Origin of the sequence: Bradyrhizobium sp. 482_C4_N1_8, from assembly GCF_052075965.1 — a bacterium.
Classification (GTDB): Bacteria; Pseudomonadota; Alphaproteobacteria; order Rhizobiales; family Xanthobacteraceae; genus Bradyrhizobium; species Bradyrhizobium barranii.
This window is the reverse complement of record NZ_CP197231.1, coordinates 4,715,326-4,731,162: the sequence shown is the minus strand read 5'-3', so window position 1 is coordinate 4,731,162 and position 15,837 is coordinate 4,715,326. Positions and strand designations below refer to the sequence as shown.

At 65.5% G+C, this 15,837-nt stretch carries 16 protein-coding genes; 7 read left to right on the top strand and 9 right to left on the bottom strand.

The features are described from left to right. The first annotated feature begins 28 nt into the window (after window positions 1-28). The 3 genes from AB7Z56_RS22595 (at window position 29) to AB7Z56_RS22585 (ending at window position 5,533) form a co-directional block, all read left to right on the top strand. Window positions 29-1,420 carry a TolC family outer membrane protein gene (locus AB7Z56_RS22595; protein WP_071914064.1) on the top strand — a complete coding sequence of 464 codons (1,392 nt, stop codon included), beginning with the start codon at window positions 29-31 and terminating at the stop codon, window positions 1,418-1,420. A gap of 339 nt (window positions 1,421-1,759) precedes the next feature. Next, window positions 1,760-2,494, top strand: a complete 735-nt coding sequence (locus AB7Z56_RS22590) for a PopZ family protein (protein ID WP_223154042.1) — start codon at window positions 1,760-1,762, stop codon at window positions 2,492-2,494. 162 nt (window positions 2,495-2,656) lie between these two features. Further along, the gene (locus AB7Z56_RS22585; protein ID WP_231141965.1) at window positions 2,657-5,533 is read left to right on the top strand and encodes a valine--tRNA ligase; all 2,877 of its coding nucleotides are present in this window, start codon (window positions 2,657-2,659) and stop codon (window positions 5,531-5,533) included. Window positions 5,534-5,619: 86 nt separating this feature from the next. Here the strand turns inward: AB7Z56_RS22585 and AB7Z56_RS22580 are convergent, their stop codons facing one another. Next, the gene (locus AB7Z56_RS22580) at window positions 5,620-6,228 is read right to left on the bottom strand and encodes a DNA-3-methyladenine glycosylase (RefSeq protein WP_063983328.1); all 609 of its coding nucleotides are present in this window, start codon (window positions 6,226-6,228) and stop codon (window positions 5,620-5,622) included. 130 nt (window positions 6,229-6,358) lie between these two features. On the opposite strand from AB7Z56_RS22580, the gene lipA reads away from it, so the two are divergent. Beyond that, the gene (lipA, locus tag AB7Z56_RS22575; RefSeq protein WP_063983327.1) at window positions 6,359-7,315 is read left to right on the top strand and encodes a lipoyl synthase; all 957 of its coding nucleotides are present in this window, start codon (window positions 6,359-6,361) and stop codon (window positions 7,313-7,315) included. A 6-nt stretch (window positions 7,316-7,321) separates the two neighbouring features. Continuing rightward, window positions 7,322-7,792: a type II toxin-antitoxin system RatA family toxin gene (locus tag AB7Z56_RS22570; protein ID WP_071914058.1), complete on the top strand. Its 471-nt coding sequence runs from the start codon at window positions 7,322-7,324 to the stop codon at window positions 7,790-7,792. A gap of 110 nt (window positions 7,793-7,902) precedes the next feature. Here the strand turns inward: AB7Z56_RS22570 and AB7Z56_RS22565 are convergent, their stop codons facing one another. From AB7Z56_RS22565 to AB7Z56_RS22540, 6 genes are read right to left on the bottom strand one after another with little or no spacing between them, the layout of a single operon-like run. Further along, complete coding sequence (locus AB7Z56_RS22565; protein WP_166096541.1) at window positions 7,903-8,718, bottom strand: c-type cytochrome; 816 nt, start codon at window positions 8,716-8,718, stop codon at window positions 7,903-7,905. Continuing rightward, window positions 8,718-10,340, bottom strand: coding sequence for a b(o/a)3-type cytochrome-c oxidase subunit 1 (locus AB7Z56_RS22560; RefSeq protein ID WP_135213613.1), 1,623 nt, complete (start codon window positions 10,338-10,340; stop codon window positions 8,718-8,720). The genes AB7Z56_RS22565 and AB7Z56_RS22560 overlap by 1 nt, the downstream gene beginning before the upstream one ends. Beyond that, entirely contained in the window at window positions 10,327-10,896 is a 570-nt protein-coding gene (locus tag AB7Z56_RS22555; RefSeq protein ID WP_354123809.1) for a cytochrome C oxidase subunit II, read from the bottom strand. The genes AB7Z56_RS22560 and AB7Z56_RS22555 overlap by 14 nt, the downstream gene beginning before the upstream one ends. After that, window positions 10,893-11,069, bottom strand: coding sequence for a hypothetical protein (locus AB7Z56_RS22550; RefSeq protein ID WP_166341619.1), 177 nt, complete (start codon window positions 11,067-11,069; stop codon window positions 10,893-10,895). The genes AB7Z56_RS22555 and AB7Z56_RS22550 overlap by 4 nt, the downstream gene beginning before the upstream one ends. 8 nt (window positions 11,070-11,077) lie before the next feature. Beyond that, window positions 11,078-12,334: a cytochrome c gene (locus tag AB7Z56_RS22545; RefSeq protein ID WP_094183930.1), complete on the bottom strand. Its 1,257-nt coding sequence runs from the start codon at window positions 12,332-12,334 to the stop codon at window positions 11,078-11,080. An 8-nt stretch (window positions 12,335-12,342) separates the two neighbouring features. Continuing rightward, a complete protein-coding gene (locus AB7Z56_RS22540) occupies window positions 12,343-12,954 on the bottom strand; it encodes a c-type cytochrome (protein ID WP_225048829.1) in 612 nt (203 codons plus the stop codon). Between the two features lie 189 nt (window positions 12,955-13,143). On the opposite strand from AB7Z56_RS22540, the gene AB7Z56_RS22535 reads away from it, so the two are divergent. Together AB7Z56_RS22535 and AB7Z56_RS22530 are read left to right on the top strand one after the other, a co-directional pair. Beyond that, window positions 13,144-13,695, top strand: a complete 552-nt coding sequence (locus AB7Z56_RS22535) for a hypothetical protein (RefSeq protein WP_354096316.1) — start codon at window positions 13,144-13,146, stop codon at window positions 13,693-13,695. 124 nt (window positions 13,696-13,819) lie between these two features. After that, complete coding sequence (locus AB7Z56_RS22530) at window positions 13,820-14,005, top strand: hypothetical protein (RefSeq protein WP_231141971.1); 186 nt, start codon at window positions 13,820-13,822, stop codon at window positions 14,003-14,005. A 6-nt stretch (window positions 14,006-14,011) separates the two neighbouring features. On the opposite strand, the gene AB7Z56_RS22525 is transcribed toward AB7Z56_RS22530, so the two are convergent. Together AB7Z56_RS22525 and AB7Z56_RS22520 are read right to left on the bottom strand one after the other, a co-directional pair. Beyond that, complete coding sequence (locus tag AB7Z56_RS22525; RefSeq protein WP_028161429.1) at window positions 14,012-14,623, bottom strand: CinA family protein; 612 nt, start codon at window positions 14,621-14,623, stop codon at window positions 14,012-14,014. A 3-nt stretch (window positions 14,624-14,626) separates the two neighbouring features. Continuing rightward, on the bottom strand, window positions 14,627-15,808 hold the full coding sequence (locus tag AB7Z56_RS22520; RefSeq protein WP_063983322.1) for a bifunctional 2-C-methyl-D-erythritol 4-phosphate cytidylyltransferase/2-C-methyl-D-erythritol 2,4-cyclodiphosphate synthase: 1,182 nt from the start codon (window positions 15,806-15,808) through the stop codon (window positions 14,627-14,629). Between the last annotated feature and the right edge of the window lie 29 nt (window positions 15,809-15,837).

The following is a 15,837-nucleotide window of genomic DNA, read 5'->3' as shown; positions in this document are numbered from 1 at the left end:
GGGCGTTAGAATGAACGGAATTTAAGGGATGCATGGGGTGAAGCTCTTCACCGGAGCTGCGGTTTCGGTCCTGCTGCTGGCGCTTGCCGGGCCGACGCCTGCCTTGGCGGACACGATCGAGGCCGCCTTGGTGCGGGCCTATCAGAACAATCCGCAGCTCAACGCACAGCGCGCCCAGGTGCGCTCGACCGACGAGAACGTGCCTCAGGCGTTGTCGGGCTATCGTCCCAGGGTCGCGCTGACGGCGAACGGCGGCTATCAATATCAGGATACACTGAGTTCGCCGGGGCCGGGTAACACACCAATCAACGGGCCGAGCGTGCCGCGCAGCGTGGGTGTGACCGTCACGCAGACGCTCTATAACGGCAACATCACCGGCAACAGGACGCGCGCCGCCGAGAGCCAGGTTTCCGGCTCCCGCGAAGCGCTGCGCAGCCTGGATCAGAGCGTGCTGCTTCAGGGCGCTTCGATCTACATGGACTATCTGCGCGATGCAGCTACGCTCGAAGTCCAGCGCAGCAACGTGCGCGTGCTCGAGCAGACGCTGAAGCAGACGCGTGATCGCTTCAACGTCGGCGAAGTGACGCGCACCGACGTTGCGCAATCGGAAGCGCAGCTGGCGGCTGGCAAGACGCAGGCCCTCACGGCCGAAGCAAATCTCACCACGACGCGCGCGAACTTCCGCCGCATCATCGGCAACGAGCCGACGAACCTCGCGCCCGGTTCGCCGGTGGATCGTTTCTTGCCCGCAAGCCTCGCCGGGGCAGTCGAGCTCGGCCTGATCGAACATCCCAACGTCACGGCCGCGATGTTCGGCATCGACGTCAACTTTCTGCAGGTCAAGGTCGCCGAAGGCGCGCTGCTGCCGACGATCGCGTTGCAAGTGGGGGCCACGCAGGGGAACGAACAGTCCTTGATTCAATACAGGTCGTTCAACGCGTCCGCCATCGCGCAGGCCAATTGGCAGCTCTACGATGGCGGCAATACATATTCGCTGATCCGCCAGTCCAAGGAAAACCTGGCGCAGCAGCGTCTCAACCTCGAAACCACCCGCGACCAGACCCGCGCGACGGTCGTGCAGTGGTGGGGTTCGCTGCAGGCCGGTAAGGCCCAGGTGCAGTCCGCGCAGGCGCAGGTCACGGCGTCCGAGATCGCGCTGAACGGCGTGCGCGAAGAAGCCAAGGCTGGTCAGCGTACCACCCTCGACGTGCTCAACGCGCAGCAGGCGCTGGTCAACGCGCGCGTCGCGCTGGTGACCGCACAGCACGACCGCGTGGTCGCGTCCTATCAGGTTCTGGCCGCCATCGGCCGTCTGTCGCCGCAGGTCCTCGGCCTTGCGACCACGGTTTATGATGCGAGCGTTCACTACCATCAGGTCCGCGACAGCTGGGCCGGCGTGCGCACGCCTGACGGACGCTAAGGTCCGTAGTCATCCGGTCGGCCTCGCAAACAGCCGAGGCCGACTGGTGCTTTGCTTGCAATCATCAAAATCCCTGACATAGCCTTGCCAAGAAGATGCGGGTCGATTCGCCCGGCACCTGATGTCGTGTGCGTAAAGGCTTGAGTGCCGAGGGCAGGGGCGCACCGCCGCACGTTGAGCCGTGAACTGGGGACAAGTCGGGCTGCCGCGACGAAAATGTCGGGGCGTCCGTTGCGGAACCGGCCAATCCTGTCGTGCTTGGTGTAAAACAACGCATGCGAGGGCGTTGATGATGTGGAGTCGGAGATGACGCAGCCTGCAAAGGTCACAGAACCCTCGATGGAGGAGATTCTGGCCTCGATCCGGCGCATCATTGCCGACGATGAGGCCAAGCCGCCGCCGGCCGAAGCTGCCAAGCCAGCGCCCGCTGCAGCTGCGCCGAAGCCGTCAGCAATGAACGACATTCCGCCATCCAAGGTCGCTCCCGCGAAACCTGCTGCCGAGAAGCCCGCGCCGCCGCCGGTTGCGAAGCCGGCTCCAGCGCCGCCGCCGCCCGCACCTGCGGCGGATGCATCCAATAACCAGGACGATATTGATGCTCTGCTGGCGGGGCTGGACGCGGCTACGCCTGCGCCCGAGGTCCGTGCACCTGAGCCAGAGCCCGAACCTGAACCCGACGTGCTCGAATTGACCGACGAGATGGCGGTGGATCCGGAGCCGACGCCGCCTCCGCCGCCGCCGAGCTTCCGCAAGGTCGAGCCGCGCGACGATCTGGAATTCGCCGAATCGCCGCTGCGCCTGATGCCGTCATCGTCCTATGCGGCGGTGGACTACGATGCGCCGCCGGTACCGCCCCAACAGCCGATCCTGGCCCAATCGACGGTCTCGGCGGTCGAATCCGCCTTCAACTCCCTGGCCCACACGGTGCTCAGCAGCAATGCGCGGACGCTGGAAGATCTGGTCAAGGAGATGCTGCGTCCGATGCTGAAATCCTGGCTCGACGACAACCTGCCGGGCCTCGTTGAACGCATCGTGAAGGCCGAAATCGAGCGGGTCTCGCGCGGCGGCAGGTGAGGGCGGCTCCCGAGCCCTCATAAAGCCCCTCTTATGCGCCTGTTTGGCCTGCCGACCGGCCGGCAAGCCGTTTTGCCGCCGGGCTTTCCGTTGATCTTCTCTTGGTCCTTCTTTTGGACCTTTTCGTTGACTTGCCCCCCGCGCGCGGCTTTCTAGCAGCCCATGATCGAGAAAAATTACCAGCCCGCCGATATCGAAGCCCGCATGTCCGTCGTGTGGGAGGACAGCCGTGCCTTCAGGGCCGGCCGCCCCGACCGCCGCGACGCAGTGCCCTTTACCATCGTGATCCCGCCGCCGAACGTGACGGGCTCGCTGCATATGGGCCACGCCCTCAACAACACCCTCCAGGACATCCTGTGCCGGTTCGAGCGAATGCGCGGCCGCGACGTGCTGTGGCAGCCCGGCACCGACCATGCCGGCATCGCCACCCAGATGGTGGTCGAGCGGCAGCTGATGGAGCGTCAGCAGCCCAGCCGCCGCGAGATGGGCCGCGAGAAGTTTCTGGAGCGGGTCTGGCAGTGGAAAGCCGAGAGCGGCGACACCATCATCAACCAGCTCAAGCGCCTCGGCGCCTCCTGCGACTGGTCGCGCGAACGCTTCACCATGGACGAGGGCCTGTCGAAGGCCGTCATCAAGGTGTTCGTCGAGCTGCATCGCGACGGCCTGATCTACAAGGACAAGCGGCTGGTGAACTGGGACACCAAGCTGCTGACCGCGATCTCCGACCTCGAAGTGCAGCAGACCGAGGTCAAGGGCCACCTGTGGTATCTGCGCTATCCGATCGAGGGCAAGACGTTCAGCCCCGAGGATTCCTCGAGCTTCATCGTCGTCGCCACCACGCGGCCCGAGACCATGCTCGGCGACACCGGCGTCGCGGTGCATCCCGACGACGAGCGCTATCAGAAGCTGGTCGGCAAGAACGTGATCCTGCCGCTGGTCGGTCGCAAGATTAAGATCGTCGCTGACGAATATTCCGATCCGGACAAGGGCTCGGGCGCGGTGAAGGTGACGCCGGCGCACGACTTCAACGATTTCGAGGTCGGCAATCGCCACGGCCTGGGCCGGATCAGCGTCATCGACAAGGAAGGTTGCCTCGACCTCGTCGACAATGAGGTTTACCTGCGTAACCTGCCGGAAGGCGCTTCGCAGTTCGCCGAGGAGTTTCACAAGGTCGACCGCTTCGCGGCGCGCAAGCGCATCGTCGAGCGACTGGAATCCTTCGGCTTCGTCGAGCGGATCGAGCCGCACACCCACATGGTGCCGCACGGCGACCGCTCGAACAGCGTGATCGAGCCCTATCTGACCGACCAGTGGTACGTCGACGCCAAGACGCTGGCAAAGCCCGCGATCGCGGCGGTGCGTTCGGGCGAAACGACGTTCGTGCCGAAGAACTGGGAAAAGACCTATTTCGAGTGGATGGAGAACATCCAGCCCTGGTGCATCTCGCGCCAGCTGTGGTGGGGTCATCAGATCCCGGCCTGGTACGGCCCTGATGGCAAGGTGTTCGTCGCCGAAACCGAGGAGGAGGCCGTCAGCCACGCGCTCGGCTATTACGTCGAGCAGGAGGTCATCACGGCCGAGCAGGGCCGCGAGATGGCGCTCGACCGCAACAAGCGCGAAGGCTTCATCACGCGTGACGAGGACGTGCTCGACACCTGGTTCTCCTCGGCGCTGTGGCCGTTCTCGACGCTCGGCTGGCCCGAGGACGCGCCGGAAGTGCAGCGCTATTACCCGACCAACGCGCTGGTGACCGGCTTCGACATCATCTTCTTCTGGGTTGCCCGGATGATGATGATGGGCCTGCACTTCATGAAAGAAGTGCCGTTCTCGACGATCTACATCCACGCCCTCGTCCGCGACGAGAAGGGCGCCAAGATGTCGAAGTCGAAGGGCAACGTCATCGACCCCCTCAACCTGATCGACGAATACGGCGCCGACGCGTTGCGCTTCACGCTGGCCGCCATGGCGGCGCAGGGACGCGACATCAAGCTCGCCACCAGCCGCGTCGAGGGTTACCGGAATTTCGCGACGAAGCTCTGGAATGCGTCGCGCTTCGCGGAGATGAACCACTGCGCCGTGCCCGAAGGTTTCGAGCCGGCGAAGGCCAAGGAAACGCTGAACCGCTGGATCGCGCACGAGAGCGCCCACACCACGCGCGAGGTGACCGAGGCAATCGAAGCCTATCGCTTCAACGATGCGGCCGGTGCGATCTACCGCTTCGTCTGGAACGTCTATTGCGACTGGTATGTCGAGCTCGCAAAGCCCGTGCTGCTCGGTCCGGACAGCCCCGCCAAGGACGAAACCCGTGCCATGGTCGCCTGGGCGCGCGACGAGATCCTGAAGCTGCTGCACCCCTTCATGCCCTTCATCACCGAAGAGCTGTGGGAGGTGACGGCCAAGCGCGACGGCCTGCTGGCGCTGGCGCAATGGCCGCTGAAGCCGTCCGAGCCGACGCCGGAGCAACTCGCGATGCTCGCCGCGGCTGCCGGGCCGACTGATCCGCTGATCTCGCCGGTCCTGATCATGCCGATCTTCGACCATGCCGACTTCACCGATCCGAAGGCGGAAGCCGAGATCGGCTGGGTGATCGACCTGGTCACGCAGATCCGCTCGGTGCGCGCCGAGATGAACATCCCGCCGGCAACGCTGACGGCGCTGGTGCTCGCGGGCGCCTCGACCGAGACGAAGGAACGCGCGCCGCGCTGGACCGACGTCATCAAGCGCATGGCACGGCTGTCCGACATCTCCTTCGCCGACCGCGCACCTGATGGCGCGGTCCAGCTCCTCGTGCGCGGCGAGGTGGCCGCGCTGCCGCTGAAGGGCGTGATCGACGTTGCCGCCGAGCGCACGCGCCTCGACAAGGAAATCGGCAAGGCCGACGCCGACATCAAGCGCGCCGAGTCCAAGCTGGCGAACGAGAAGTTCGTCGCCAACGCGGCCGAGGAGGTCGTCGAGGAGGAGCGCGAAAAGCGCGAGGCGGCGCTGGCCCGCAAGGCCAAGCTGCTGGAGGCGCTGGAGCGGCTGAAGCAGGCGTCGTAGAGCGTTTTCGAGCGAAGTGGAAACCGGTTCGCGTCAAGAAAACGCGTCAAAACTAGAATCTAGAGCCCGTTCCATCGGAACGGGTTCTAGGCCTCCTTCGGGAACGGCTTGCTCAAGAACTTCGAGCCCTTGACGCCATAGCGCCAGGGCAGCTCGACGGCCTTGGTGATGCCGATCCGGATGCCGGCCACCACTTCGACCTCCTCTGTCCGCGCATGCAGCGCGATCGGCGGCCGGTCCAACGGCAGGGCGTTGTGCGCGATGGTGATGCCCAGCGCCTCGGTCAGCTTGCCGGGACCCGAGCACAGCGCGTGCACCTCCTGGAGATGGCGGCGGCGGCGCATCGCGGCGATGCCATGCGTCGGCTCCAATGCGCGGATCAGCACGGCGCTGGCGGAGCCTTCCTCCTCGCAGACGAAGTTCACGCACCAGTGAATGCCGTAGGAGCGGTAGACATAGGCAAAACCGGGCGGGCCAAACATGATTTGGTTCCGCGGCGTCGGGCCATTGTAGGAGTGCGCCGCCGGCTCGGTATGATGATAGGCCTCGACCTCGACGATGAGGCCGCCGACGCCATTGACCAGCATGGTGGCCCCGATCAAATCGGGCGCGACCTCGTGGACGCTGCGGCCGAAAAACCCACGCTTCAGGGCTTTGCCGAGCCGCGGTGGTGAGGCTTTCGAGGTTGGAGCCATTCGAGGTGAGAATCGCCTGAGAACAGAGCAGGATATTGCCCATATCTGCCATGTTCCCTGAAGCGGCGCGAGCCGGGTTGCGGCAGGCAGCCAGACCGACTAGGTAGGACCTGAACAGACCGGACAGCCCATGGTCGTTATTGTCGACACCATCTCGAACCCGTTGCGCCCCCGCCACCCTGAAAAGGTGAATCGCCCTGATTCCGCTTCGCCGCCGAAGCCGGATTGGATTCGCGTGCGCGCGCCCAATACCCGCGGCTATGCCGACACCCGCAACATCGTGCGCGCCAACGGCCTGCATACCGTGTGCGAGGAGGCGGGCTGCCCGAACATCGGCGAGTGCTGGGACAAGAAGCACGCGACCTTCATGATCATGGGGGACACCTGCACCCGGGCCTGCGCGTTCTGTAACGTCAAGACCGGCATGCCCAATGCGCTGGATGCGGCCGAGCCGCAGAACGTCGCCGAAGCCGTCGCCAAGCTGGGGCTGGCCCACGTCGTCATCACCTCCGTCGACCGCGACGATCTGGCCGATGGCGGCGCCGAGCATTTTGCAGAGACCATCCGTGCGATCCGGGCCGCGTGCCCCTCGACCACGATCGAGATCCTGACGCCCGACTTCCTGCGCAAGGAGGGGGCGCTCGAAATCGTCGTCGCGGCGAGGCCCGACGTGTTCAACCACAATCTCGAGACCGTGCCGTCGCGTTACCTCACGGTGCGGCCCGGCGCGCGCTACTTCCACTCGATCCGGCTGTTGCAGCGGGTCAAGGAGCTCGATCCCACCATCTTCACCAAGTCCGGCATCATGGTCGGCCTCGGCGAGGAGCGCCACGAGGTGCAGCAGGTGATGGACGATCTGCGCTCAGCCGACGTCGACTTCCTGACCATCGGGCAATATCTCCAGCCGACCCGGAAGCACCACGCCGTGATGCGCTATGTGCCGCCCGACGAGTTTTCGTCCTACGAGAAGGTCGCCTACACCAAGGGTTTCCTGATGGTGTCGGCGAGCCCGCTCACCCGTTCGTCGCATCATGCCGGCGAGGACTTTGCGAGACTGAAGGCCGCACGGGCCGCGACTGCCCGCTGAACCGCCATGCCCAAATTTTCAAGCAAGCGCCGTGTCCATCACAGCGCGTCCGAGATGTTTGATCTGGTCGCCGACGTCGAGCGCTACCCGGAGTTCGTGCCGCTGTGCAGCGCGCTCAAGATCCGCCAGCGGATGGCCAAACCCGACGGCACCGAGGTGCTGGTCGCCGACATGACGGTGTCGTTCAAGCTGGTCAAGGAGTCCTTCACCAGCCGCGTGACTCTCGACCGCGCCAATCTGAATATCCGGGTCGAATATCTGCAAGGCCCGTTCAGCAACCTCGAGAACCGCTGGACGTTCGAGCCCAAGGGTGAGGGCGTCTGCGACGTCGGATTCTTCCTGGCCTACGAGTTCAAGAGCCGGATGCTGGCGATGCTGATGGGCTCGATGTTCGATGCCGCGTTCGCGCGCTTCTCCATCGCATTCGAGAAGCGGGCGGATGCGATCTACGGCCGGCCGAAGCTGGCGTCGTCGTAAGGCGTACTCTCTCCGCCGTCATTGCGAGGAGCCCTTGCGACGAAGCAATCCAGGGTCTTTCCGCGGAGGGATTCTGGATTGCTTCGCTGCGCTCGCAATGACAGTGAGGCTCAATCCACCGCCTTCACCACATCCGGCGGCTGCGAGGCGTAATAGGCCGCGGCCGCCTCGATCTCCTGCGGCGTCATCGCGCGGGCGATGTTGCGCATCTGCTGGCTGATGTCGTTGCGCCGCTCGCCGGATGCGAAGGCCTGGAGCTGCGCCTTCATGTAAGCTTCGGACTGGCCTTCGAGCCACGGACTGCCGGTCTTGTTGTCGAGGCTGCCATGGCAGGAGCCGCAGGGCGCGATCCCGCGCATCGGCGCGCCGTAGATGACGATGCTCGGTTTCGGCAGCTGCGGCGTCGGGTGATAGGCTGCCGGCCGCGGCAGATAGGCGTAATAGTTCGAGAGATCGGCGATCTCCTGGTCCGTCAGATTGACGGCGAATGGCGACATCACGGCATTGGTGCGCGCGCCGGATCGGAAATCGTGCAGCTCCTTGTAGATGACGGCCGCGTACTGGCCGGCGAGATTGGGCGAATCCGCGCGGCTGATGCCGGTCGGGCCGTGGCAGATCGCGCAGCGCTGCGCCAGCGTCGCGCCGCGGCCGATCGCTTCCTGGCTCGGACGCGACAGCGTATGCGAGGTCAGCACGACCTCCGACAGGCGTTTTGTCTGCTCGGGCGCAGTAACATTCGCCGCGCGCTGTGGCACGCCGGCGGCGCTGCAGATCGCATCCCAGACATTGGCGAACTGAACCCAGGGCTGTGCGAAGGGCAGCACGATGAAGCCGGTGATCGCCGTCACGATCAGGATCGCGGCGGTGATGCCGACGCCCATCCTGAAATGGCTGTTGCGGAAGGTGAAGAGGTCGCGCGCGCTCATCACTGCGCTCCCACATAGACGGCCGGCACCGACGTGCCCTCGGTCAGCGCCAGCGTCACGATCGGGTAGCCGTAATTGGTGAGGGTGAGGACGATCATCAGCGCCACCCACAGCGCATGCGTGTTGAGCGCGACCGGCACGGTCGCGGGCTGATGCACAGCCAGCGCAAAGCGGTACGGGCCGGCGTCAACCCGGGGCGCACGCATGCCACGTGCGAGGATGACGATGAACATGATGCCCGACGCCAGCAGGATGAAGCCGCCGATCGCGGAGAACGTGACCGAGAGCGCCTGCGGCGCGATCGCGGGATCGCCGAAGTCGAAATAGGCCATGCGGCGCGGCATGCCCAGGATGCCGACCCAGTGCCACGGGAAGGTCGTGATGATCATACCGATGAACCAAAGCCAGAGCTGGGTGCGGATCAGGCGGATGTCGATGAGTTCGCGCCCGGTCAGATGCGGCCACAGATCATAGGCGATCGCAAAGTACATGATCACGATGGCGCCGCCGAAGATCAGGTGGAAATGGCCGGTGATCCACTGCGTGTTGTGGATCGACGCATCGAGCTGGTAGCTCATGTTGATCAGGCCGCCGGCGCCGCCGAAGCCGAGCATGACGAACGAGAACGCCAGCGCCAGCATCATCGGGTTGTCCCAGGGCAGCGCCTTGATCCAGCCGAATAGGCCGCGGCCGCCGCGCAGGCGCGCCGCGATCTCGACCGAGGCGCAGATCGTGAACACGGTCAGCAGCGTCGGCAGCGCGACCAGCGCCGTGAAGGCCGAATGGATGAACTTGAAGCCGGCGCCGACCTGCGGATCGGCGAAGGTGTGGTGCATGCCGATCGGCATCGCCACCACCAGGAACAGGATGAAGGAGATCCGCGCCATGCTGTCGGAATAAACCCGGCCGCCGATCGCGCGCGGCACGATGGTGTAATAGGCGATGTAGGTCGGCATCAGCCAGAAATAGACGATGGCGTGCAGCGTCCAGGAGAAGAACACGCGGGCAAGACCCGCGTCGATCGTGGCCTTCAGCCCGGCCGCGACGGGAATGATCTGGAGCAGCAGCTCGAGCGCGGCACCAACCGCGGTCCAGGCCCAGAGATAGGAGCCCGCAACATTGGCGAACATCGCCAGCGGCACCGGTGCGCCGGGATGGGCCTTCCGCCAGACGCGCAGATTGATCGCCATCAGCGCGACCCAAATCCAGGAGCCGACCACGACCAGCACGACGCCGAGGTAGTAGAAAACGTTGCCGATCAGCGGCGGATAGAAGGTGTAGAGCACCGACGCGCGCCCCAGCGCGACCGGGATCAGCGCCATGACGCTGCCGATCACGATCAGCCAAAATCCGGTCCAGGCCCAGCGCACGCCGACCAGGCGCTGCTCCAGCGCGGACTCGCTGATGGCATAGCCAAAGCCCATCGCGACGAGCGTGGGAAAGACGTAGCCCATCACCGTGCCGTGCGCGGTCAGCGAGCGGTAATAGAGCTCGGGATTGGACAGCCAGGTGCCGATCGGGCTGCGGATGAACATCTGCCAGGCGCCGAGCGTGAGCGCGATGCCGAACACGCCGAAGGCCAGCCAGAAATGGGCGAGGATGAGTTTCCTATTCGCCAACACAGCTCAGCCTCCCGCCACCCTTCGCGCGATCGGCGAAGTCGGTCTTGTTGATCACCTTGACCTTGCCCCACATGCCCTCGTGGCCGAAGGAGCAAAACTCCTGGCAGGGCATCAGATAGTCGCCGGTCTTCGTAAAGCGCATCAATTGCTCGGAGATGTAGCCCGGCACCAGCATGGTGTTGATGTTGGTGCCCTGGATCAGGATGCCGTGGACGACGTCGGCGCTGGTGGCGCGCATCGTGATCGGCGTATCTACGGGCACCACGATGCAGGCCGGCGTGAAGGAATATTGCTGGCCGATCGCGCGCACGGTCACATTGCCATTGGCCTCCAGCACGCTGCCGAGATTGCTCTCGACGAATTCGCCGGACAGATGAATGCGCGAGGGATCGGTGGTCTCGACGCGCGGCTGCGGCATGGTGGCGCGATGGATGCCGGCGAAGGCTGCCAGAAGCGCCATGCCGACGACGATTATCACGGCAATGGTCGCCCAGCGCCGCTCGACGCGGGCCGCGACCTCGGCGCTGCCATGGGTGTGGGTGTCCCCTGCGCTCATTGCAGCGATCCGCGCGGCAGGAAGACGAAGAGATAGAAGGCAAACCACATCGCGACCACGCAGGCCGTGGCGATGCCGGCCAGCACGATCGCGCCGGACGGTCCTTGCGAGACGACTTCCTCGACGGCCTGGTCGGCGGCGGCTGGGCTGGTCGGCGGATCGGAATTGAACATGACGCCTCTCAGTTCAGCGGTGCGGAGCGCAGCTCGTTGGCCTCGCGCGCCGAGACCGGCGTGCCGCGATTGCCCCAGGCGGTGCGGATGTAGGAGACGACGGCGGCGACCTCGTTGTCGGAGAGGAGGCCTGCGAAGGGCGGCATGCCGTAGGGCATCGGATTGCCCTTGGTGCCCGGCGGATAGCCGCCGTTGAGCACCATGCGGATCGGATTGACCGCCGACTGCATCTCGATCGACTGGTTGTTGGCGAGCGGCGGCCAGTGCGGCGGCTTGCCTTCGCCCTGCGCCCCATGACAGCTCGCGCAATTCTTGTCGTAGACGGTCTTGCCGAGGCTGATCAGCAGGCTGCTCTCGGTGTTCGGCAGCGCCGAGCTCGGCGCGGGCGGAGGCGAGGGCTCCGCGATGCCCTTGAGGTACACCGCCATGGCGCGCGTGTCCTCGTCGTTGAGGTATTGCAGGCTGTTGTGCACGACCTCGGCCATCGGGCCGTAGACCACGCCGCGCATGGAGACGCCGGTCTGGAGCAGGTCGGTGATGTCCTTGATGCTCCAGTCGCCGAGACCCGCCTCACGGTTGGAGGTGAGGGACGGCGCGTACCAGTTCTGCATCGGGATCAGGCCGCCCTTGAAGGCGTCCGATTGCGAGGTGCCGCCGAGCGCGTTGATCGGCGAATGGCACATGCCGCAATGACCGAGCCCCTCGACCAGATAGGCGCCGCGATTCCATTCCGCCGACTTGGTGGGGTCGGGCTTGAACTCACCCTCGCGGAAGAACAGCGTGCGCCAGCCGAGGATGAGCTGGCGGTTGTCATAGGGAAAGCGCAGCTCGTGCGGCTTGTTCTTCTGGTTCACCGGCTGAATCGAGCGCAGATAGGCGAAGATCGCGTCGCTGTCGGCGCGTGTCACCTTTGTGTAGGACGCGAACGGCATCGCCGGATAGATCAGCCCACCATCCGGGAAACGGCCGTTGTGCATGGTTCTGTAGAAATCGTCCGCGCTCCACTTGCCGATGCCGGTCTCCGGATCGGGCGTGATGTTGGAGGTGTAGATCGTTCCGAACGGGGTCGGCATCGGGCGCCCGCCGGCAAACAGCCGGCCCTCAGCCGCAGTATGGCAGGCCGTGCAATCGCCGGCGCGGGCGAGATATTCACCCCGCGCAATGACGTCGCCGGCCTTGTCCTGCGCCTGCGCGGCCGTGATGAGCGCGGCAAGGGCCAGGAGCTTGATCGAAAGCAGCGTGATCGACAGTCTTGAGCCCATCATGCGCCTCGTCAGTTGGGCTGGCTGCCGCAGCCGAACGGCAGCGCGTAGGTGCCTTTCGGGACGGGGGCCGGGTTGGTGGGCGCGGGTCGCGTCGCGAGCCAGGCCGCAACGGCGGTAACATCTGCTTCCGTCAGATGGCCGGCGACGAGCTGCATGCAGTCCGGCGATTTTGCCGTTCGCGTGCCGTAGCGCCAGGCGCCGAGCTGCGCACTGACGTAAGCGGCGCGCAAGCCCAGCAGACCGGGGATGCCGGGCTGCATGCCGGTGAGGCCCGGGCCGTGACAGCTCACGCACGCCGGTATGTTACGACCGGCATCGCCGCTGGTCGCGAGCAGTTCGCCCTGCGCCAGCACTTCCTTGCTGACTTCGCTCGGCGCGGGCTGCGGCAGCGGCGGATGCTCGCTGGCGAAATATTCAGCCATCGCCTCCAGATACGGATCAGGCAGAAACTCCAGCAGATAGTTCATCGGCGGGTATTTGCGCCGGCCGCTGCGGAAGGCGAGGAGCTGGTTGTAGAGATAGCCGGCCGGCTTGCCGGCAAGCCGCGGGAAATAGACGTCGCTGGTGCCTTCGCCCTTGTTGCCGTGACAGGGCGTGCACGCCTCCACCCGCGCCGCCATGGTATCCGGCGGCTGGTTGGCCGTTTGTGCGGCAGTACCATCAATAGCGGCCAAGGTAGCAATTGCGATAGCCAGTGCAGTGTCGCGAGCGAACACGCCGTCGCCCTCCAAAAAGCAGGACCGGGTTGATTCCTGGCCACAGCGTAGAGCCGCATTATTGCGCCAATACAGTCGCGCGCAAGATCGGACATGGCGATGACGCTTGGTCGCGGTTGCACATTTGCGATCCTGATCGAATTCGACAAGAATTGCGTGCTTTTTGAAAACTGGCGTAACGCCGCGATCTCGCGGCGTATTCCGCCCGAGCTTTGCTTCACAAGCGGGAAGCGCGGCAATGTGGAATCCGTTCGCGCGCGCGGGTGTTCTGCCGCTTGGGCCGGGCAGACGACCTGTCATCAGAGTGCATCTTCCCGTCGGGCGACAAGTGCAGTTTGTGCCAAAACGCAGCGCGCTGACGCAACACCCCTTGCCGCAAACGGCGCACCACGAGCTCTGCCCTTCGCGAAAGGTTTGACTACAATCCGAGTCGGGCGCGGGCGCTTTATCGCGGGATCGGGGGAGATGGGACGCTGGAAGCAGGCATGGAGCGAAGAAGACCTTGGCAGGCTGAAGGTACTGGCAGGCACCAAGCCGATTGCGCTGATAGCGAAAGAGCTCGGCCGGACCCGCGGCACGGTGCTGGCGAAGGCGATTGAGCAGAAGCTCCCTGTCATTTGTCGGACGAAGCGCCAGGAACAATAATTGGATGTCGCGGAACCCATTCAGCTTCCTTGCGCCGAACGCACATGCCGGGAACGCGCGCTTGGCCGCGCTCAATTGACAGCATGGGACAGGCCGGCAGCTGGCTGACCAGATCCTGAAGGAGTTGCGTGAAGATCCTCGCGTCGACGAGCGGGCCGCGCCATCGGTCAATGTGTCGAAGGTGGTCGCCGCCGATCCCGCAGCGCCCGTCGTGGAATTGACGGTGAGCGCGAAGGTGGCGCCGTCCGACGCCGATGCGGTCAAGCAGCGCGTGCTCGACCACGCGAGCGCGCTGCTGGCGGCGGCATGACGTGGCTCAGCCGCGCGGTGACCGCGGCGTCCTGCGCTTCACCGCATGCCGGCGCGGCGAGCGGGTCACGCGGGGACGCAGGCGGGTTGCCGCGGCGGCGCGCCGGGGCTTGGGCTGGGCCTTCGGGCCGCGGGCGAGATCCATCAGCATGCGCAATGCCTCGACCACCGAGCGCTGGCGCACGGCGGTCCGGCCGATCGCGCCAAAGCGATGCTCGCGATGGACGATGCGGCCGTCGCGCGCGGCAACCGCAAAATGCACGAGACCGACCGGCTTGCCGGGCGTGGCGCCGCCGGGGCCGGCGATACCGGTGATGGCAACGGCGAGATCGACGCCGGCCCGCTCCAGCGCGCCGACCGCCATCGCGGTTGCGGTCTCCTTGCTGACGGCGCCGAAATTCGCGAGCGTGCTCGCCTCGACGCCCAACATCGCGCGCTTGGCATCATTGGAATAAGTGACGAAGCCGCGGTCGATCACGTCGGAGGAGCCGGGAATGTCGGTCAGCGCGCCGGCAACCAGGCCGCCGGTGCAGGACTCGGCGGTGGCGATCGTCAGCTTGCGCATCCGGCAAAGATCGAGCAGCGAGCGGGAGAGGGCGCGTGCGTCGCTGCCGCCCATGACCTAGACGCCCCAGGGCAGGCGGATGGTGGCGCTCGCGGTAGCCGCGATGCCTTCCTCGCGGCCGGTGAAGCCGAGCCGCTCGCTGGTGGTCGCCTTCACCGCGACGCGCGAGATGTCGACCCCGGAGATCTCGGCGATGCGGGCGCGCATGGTGTCGCGCAAGGGGCCAATCTTCGGCCGCTCGCAGATCATCGTCACCTCGAGGTTGGCGACGCGGCCGCCGCGCTGCGCGACGCGCTCGATGGCGTATTTCAGGAACTGGTCGGAGGAAGCCCCCTTCCATTTCGCATCGCTCGGCGGAAAGTGCGAGCCGATATCGCCGTCGGCGAGTGCGCCGAGGATGGCGTCGACCAGCGCATGCAGGCCGACATCGCCGTCGGAATGGGCGAGGAAGCCTTTGGTGTGCGGTACCCGCACGCCACAGATCATCACGTGGTCGCCTTCGCCGAAGGCGTGCACGTCGTAGCCGGTGCCGGTCCTGATGTCGCCGAGCAGGCTGGCCAGGCGCGCTTCCTCGCGCACGAAATCCTCGGGAGTGGTGAGCTTCATATTGGCAACATCGCCTTCAAAGGTTGCGACCGTCAATCCCGCCCATTCGGCAATCGCGGCATCGTCGGTGAAATCGCTGCGTCCATCCTTTGCCGCGCGACGATGCGCCTCGAGGATGACGTCGAAACGAAAGGATTGCGGCGTCTGCGCGATTCGCAAGGCTGAGCGGTCCGGCGTGTCCTCGACATTGCCGCTCTCGCCGGTGACCTTGATGGTGTCGGTGACGGCAACGACGGGGAGCGCGGCGCCGGTGCGGCTCGCCGCCTCGATTGCGCGCGAGATCACGCCTGCCGAGACGAAGGGGCGCGCGGCGTCGTGGATGAGCACGATATCGGGCTTATGCCTGGCGAGTGCTTCGAGCCCTGCGAGCACGGAGGCCTGCCGCGTCGCGCCGCCATTGGTCGGCGGCTCGTGGCTGAGACCTGCGACCGCTGCCGTGAACATGGCGCTGTCGTCGGGGTTCACCACCGGCTGCACGGCAAACACGTCGGGGTGCCGGCTGAAGGCTTCCATGGCGCGATAGATCACGGGCACGCCGCCGATCTCGCGATATTGCTTGGGACCACCGGCGCCAGCCCGCAGGCCGCGTCCGGCCGCGACGAGGACGACTGCGGTGCGCTGTGATTTCGCCATAGGACTCAAATACTCAGTTGGTGATGAAG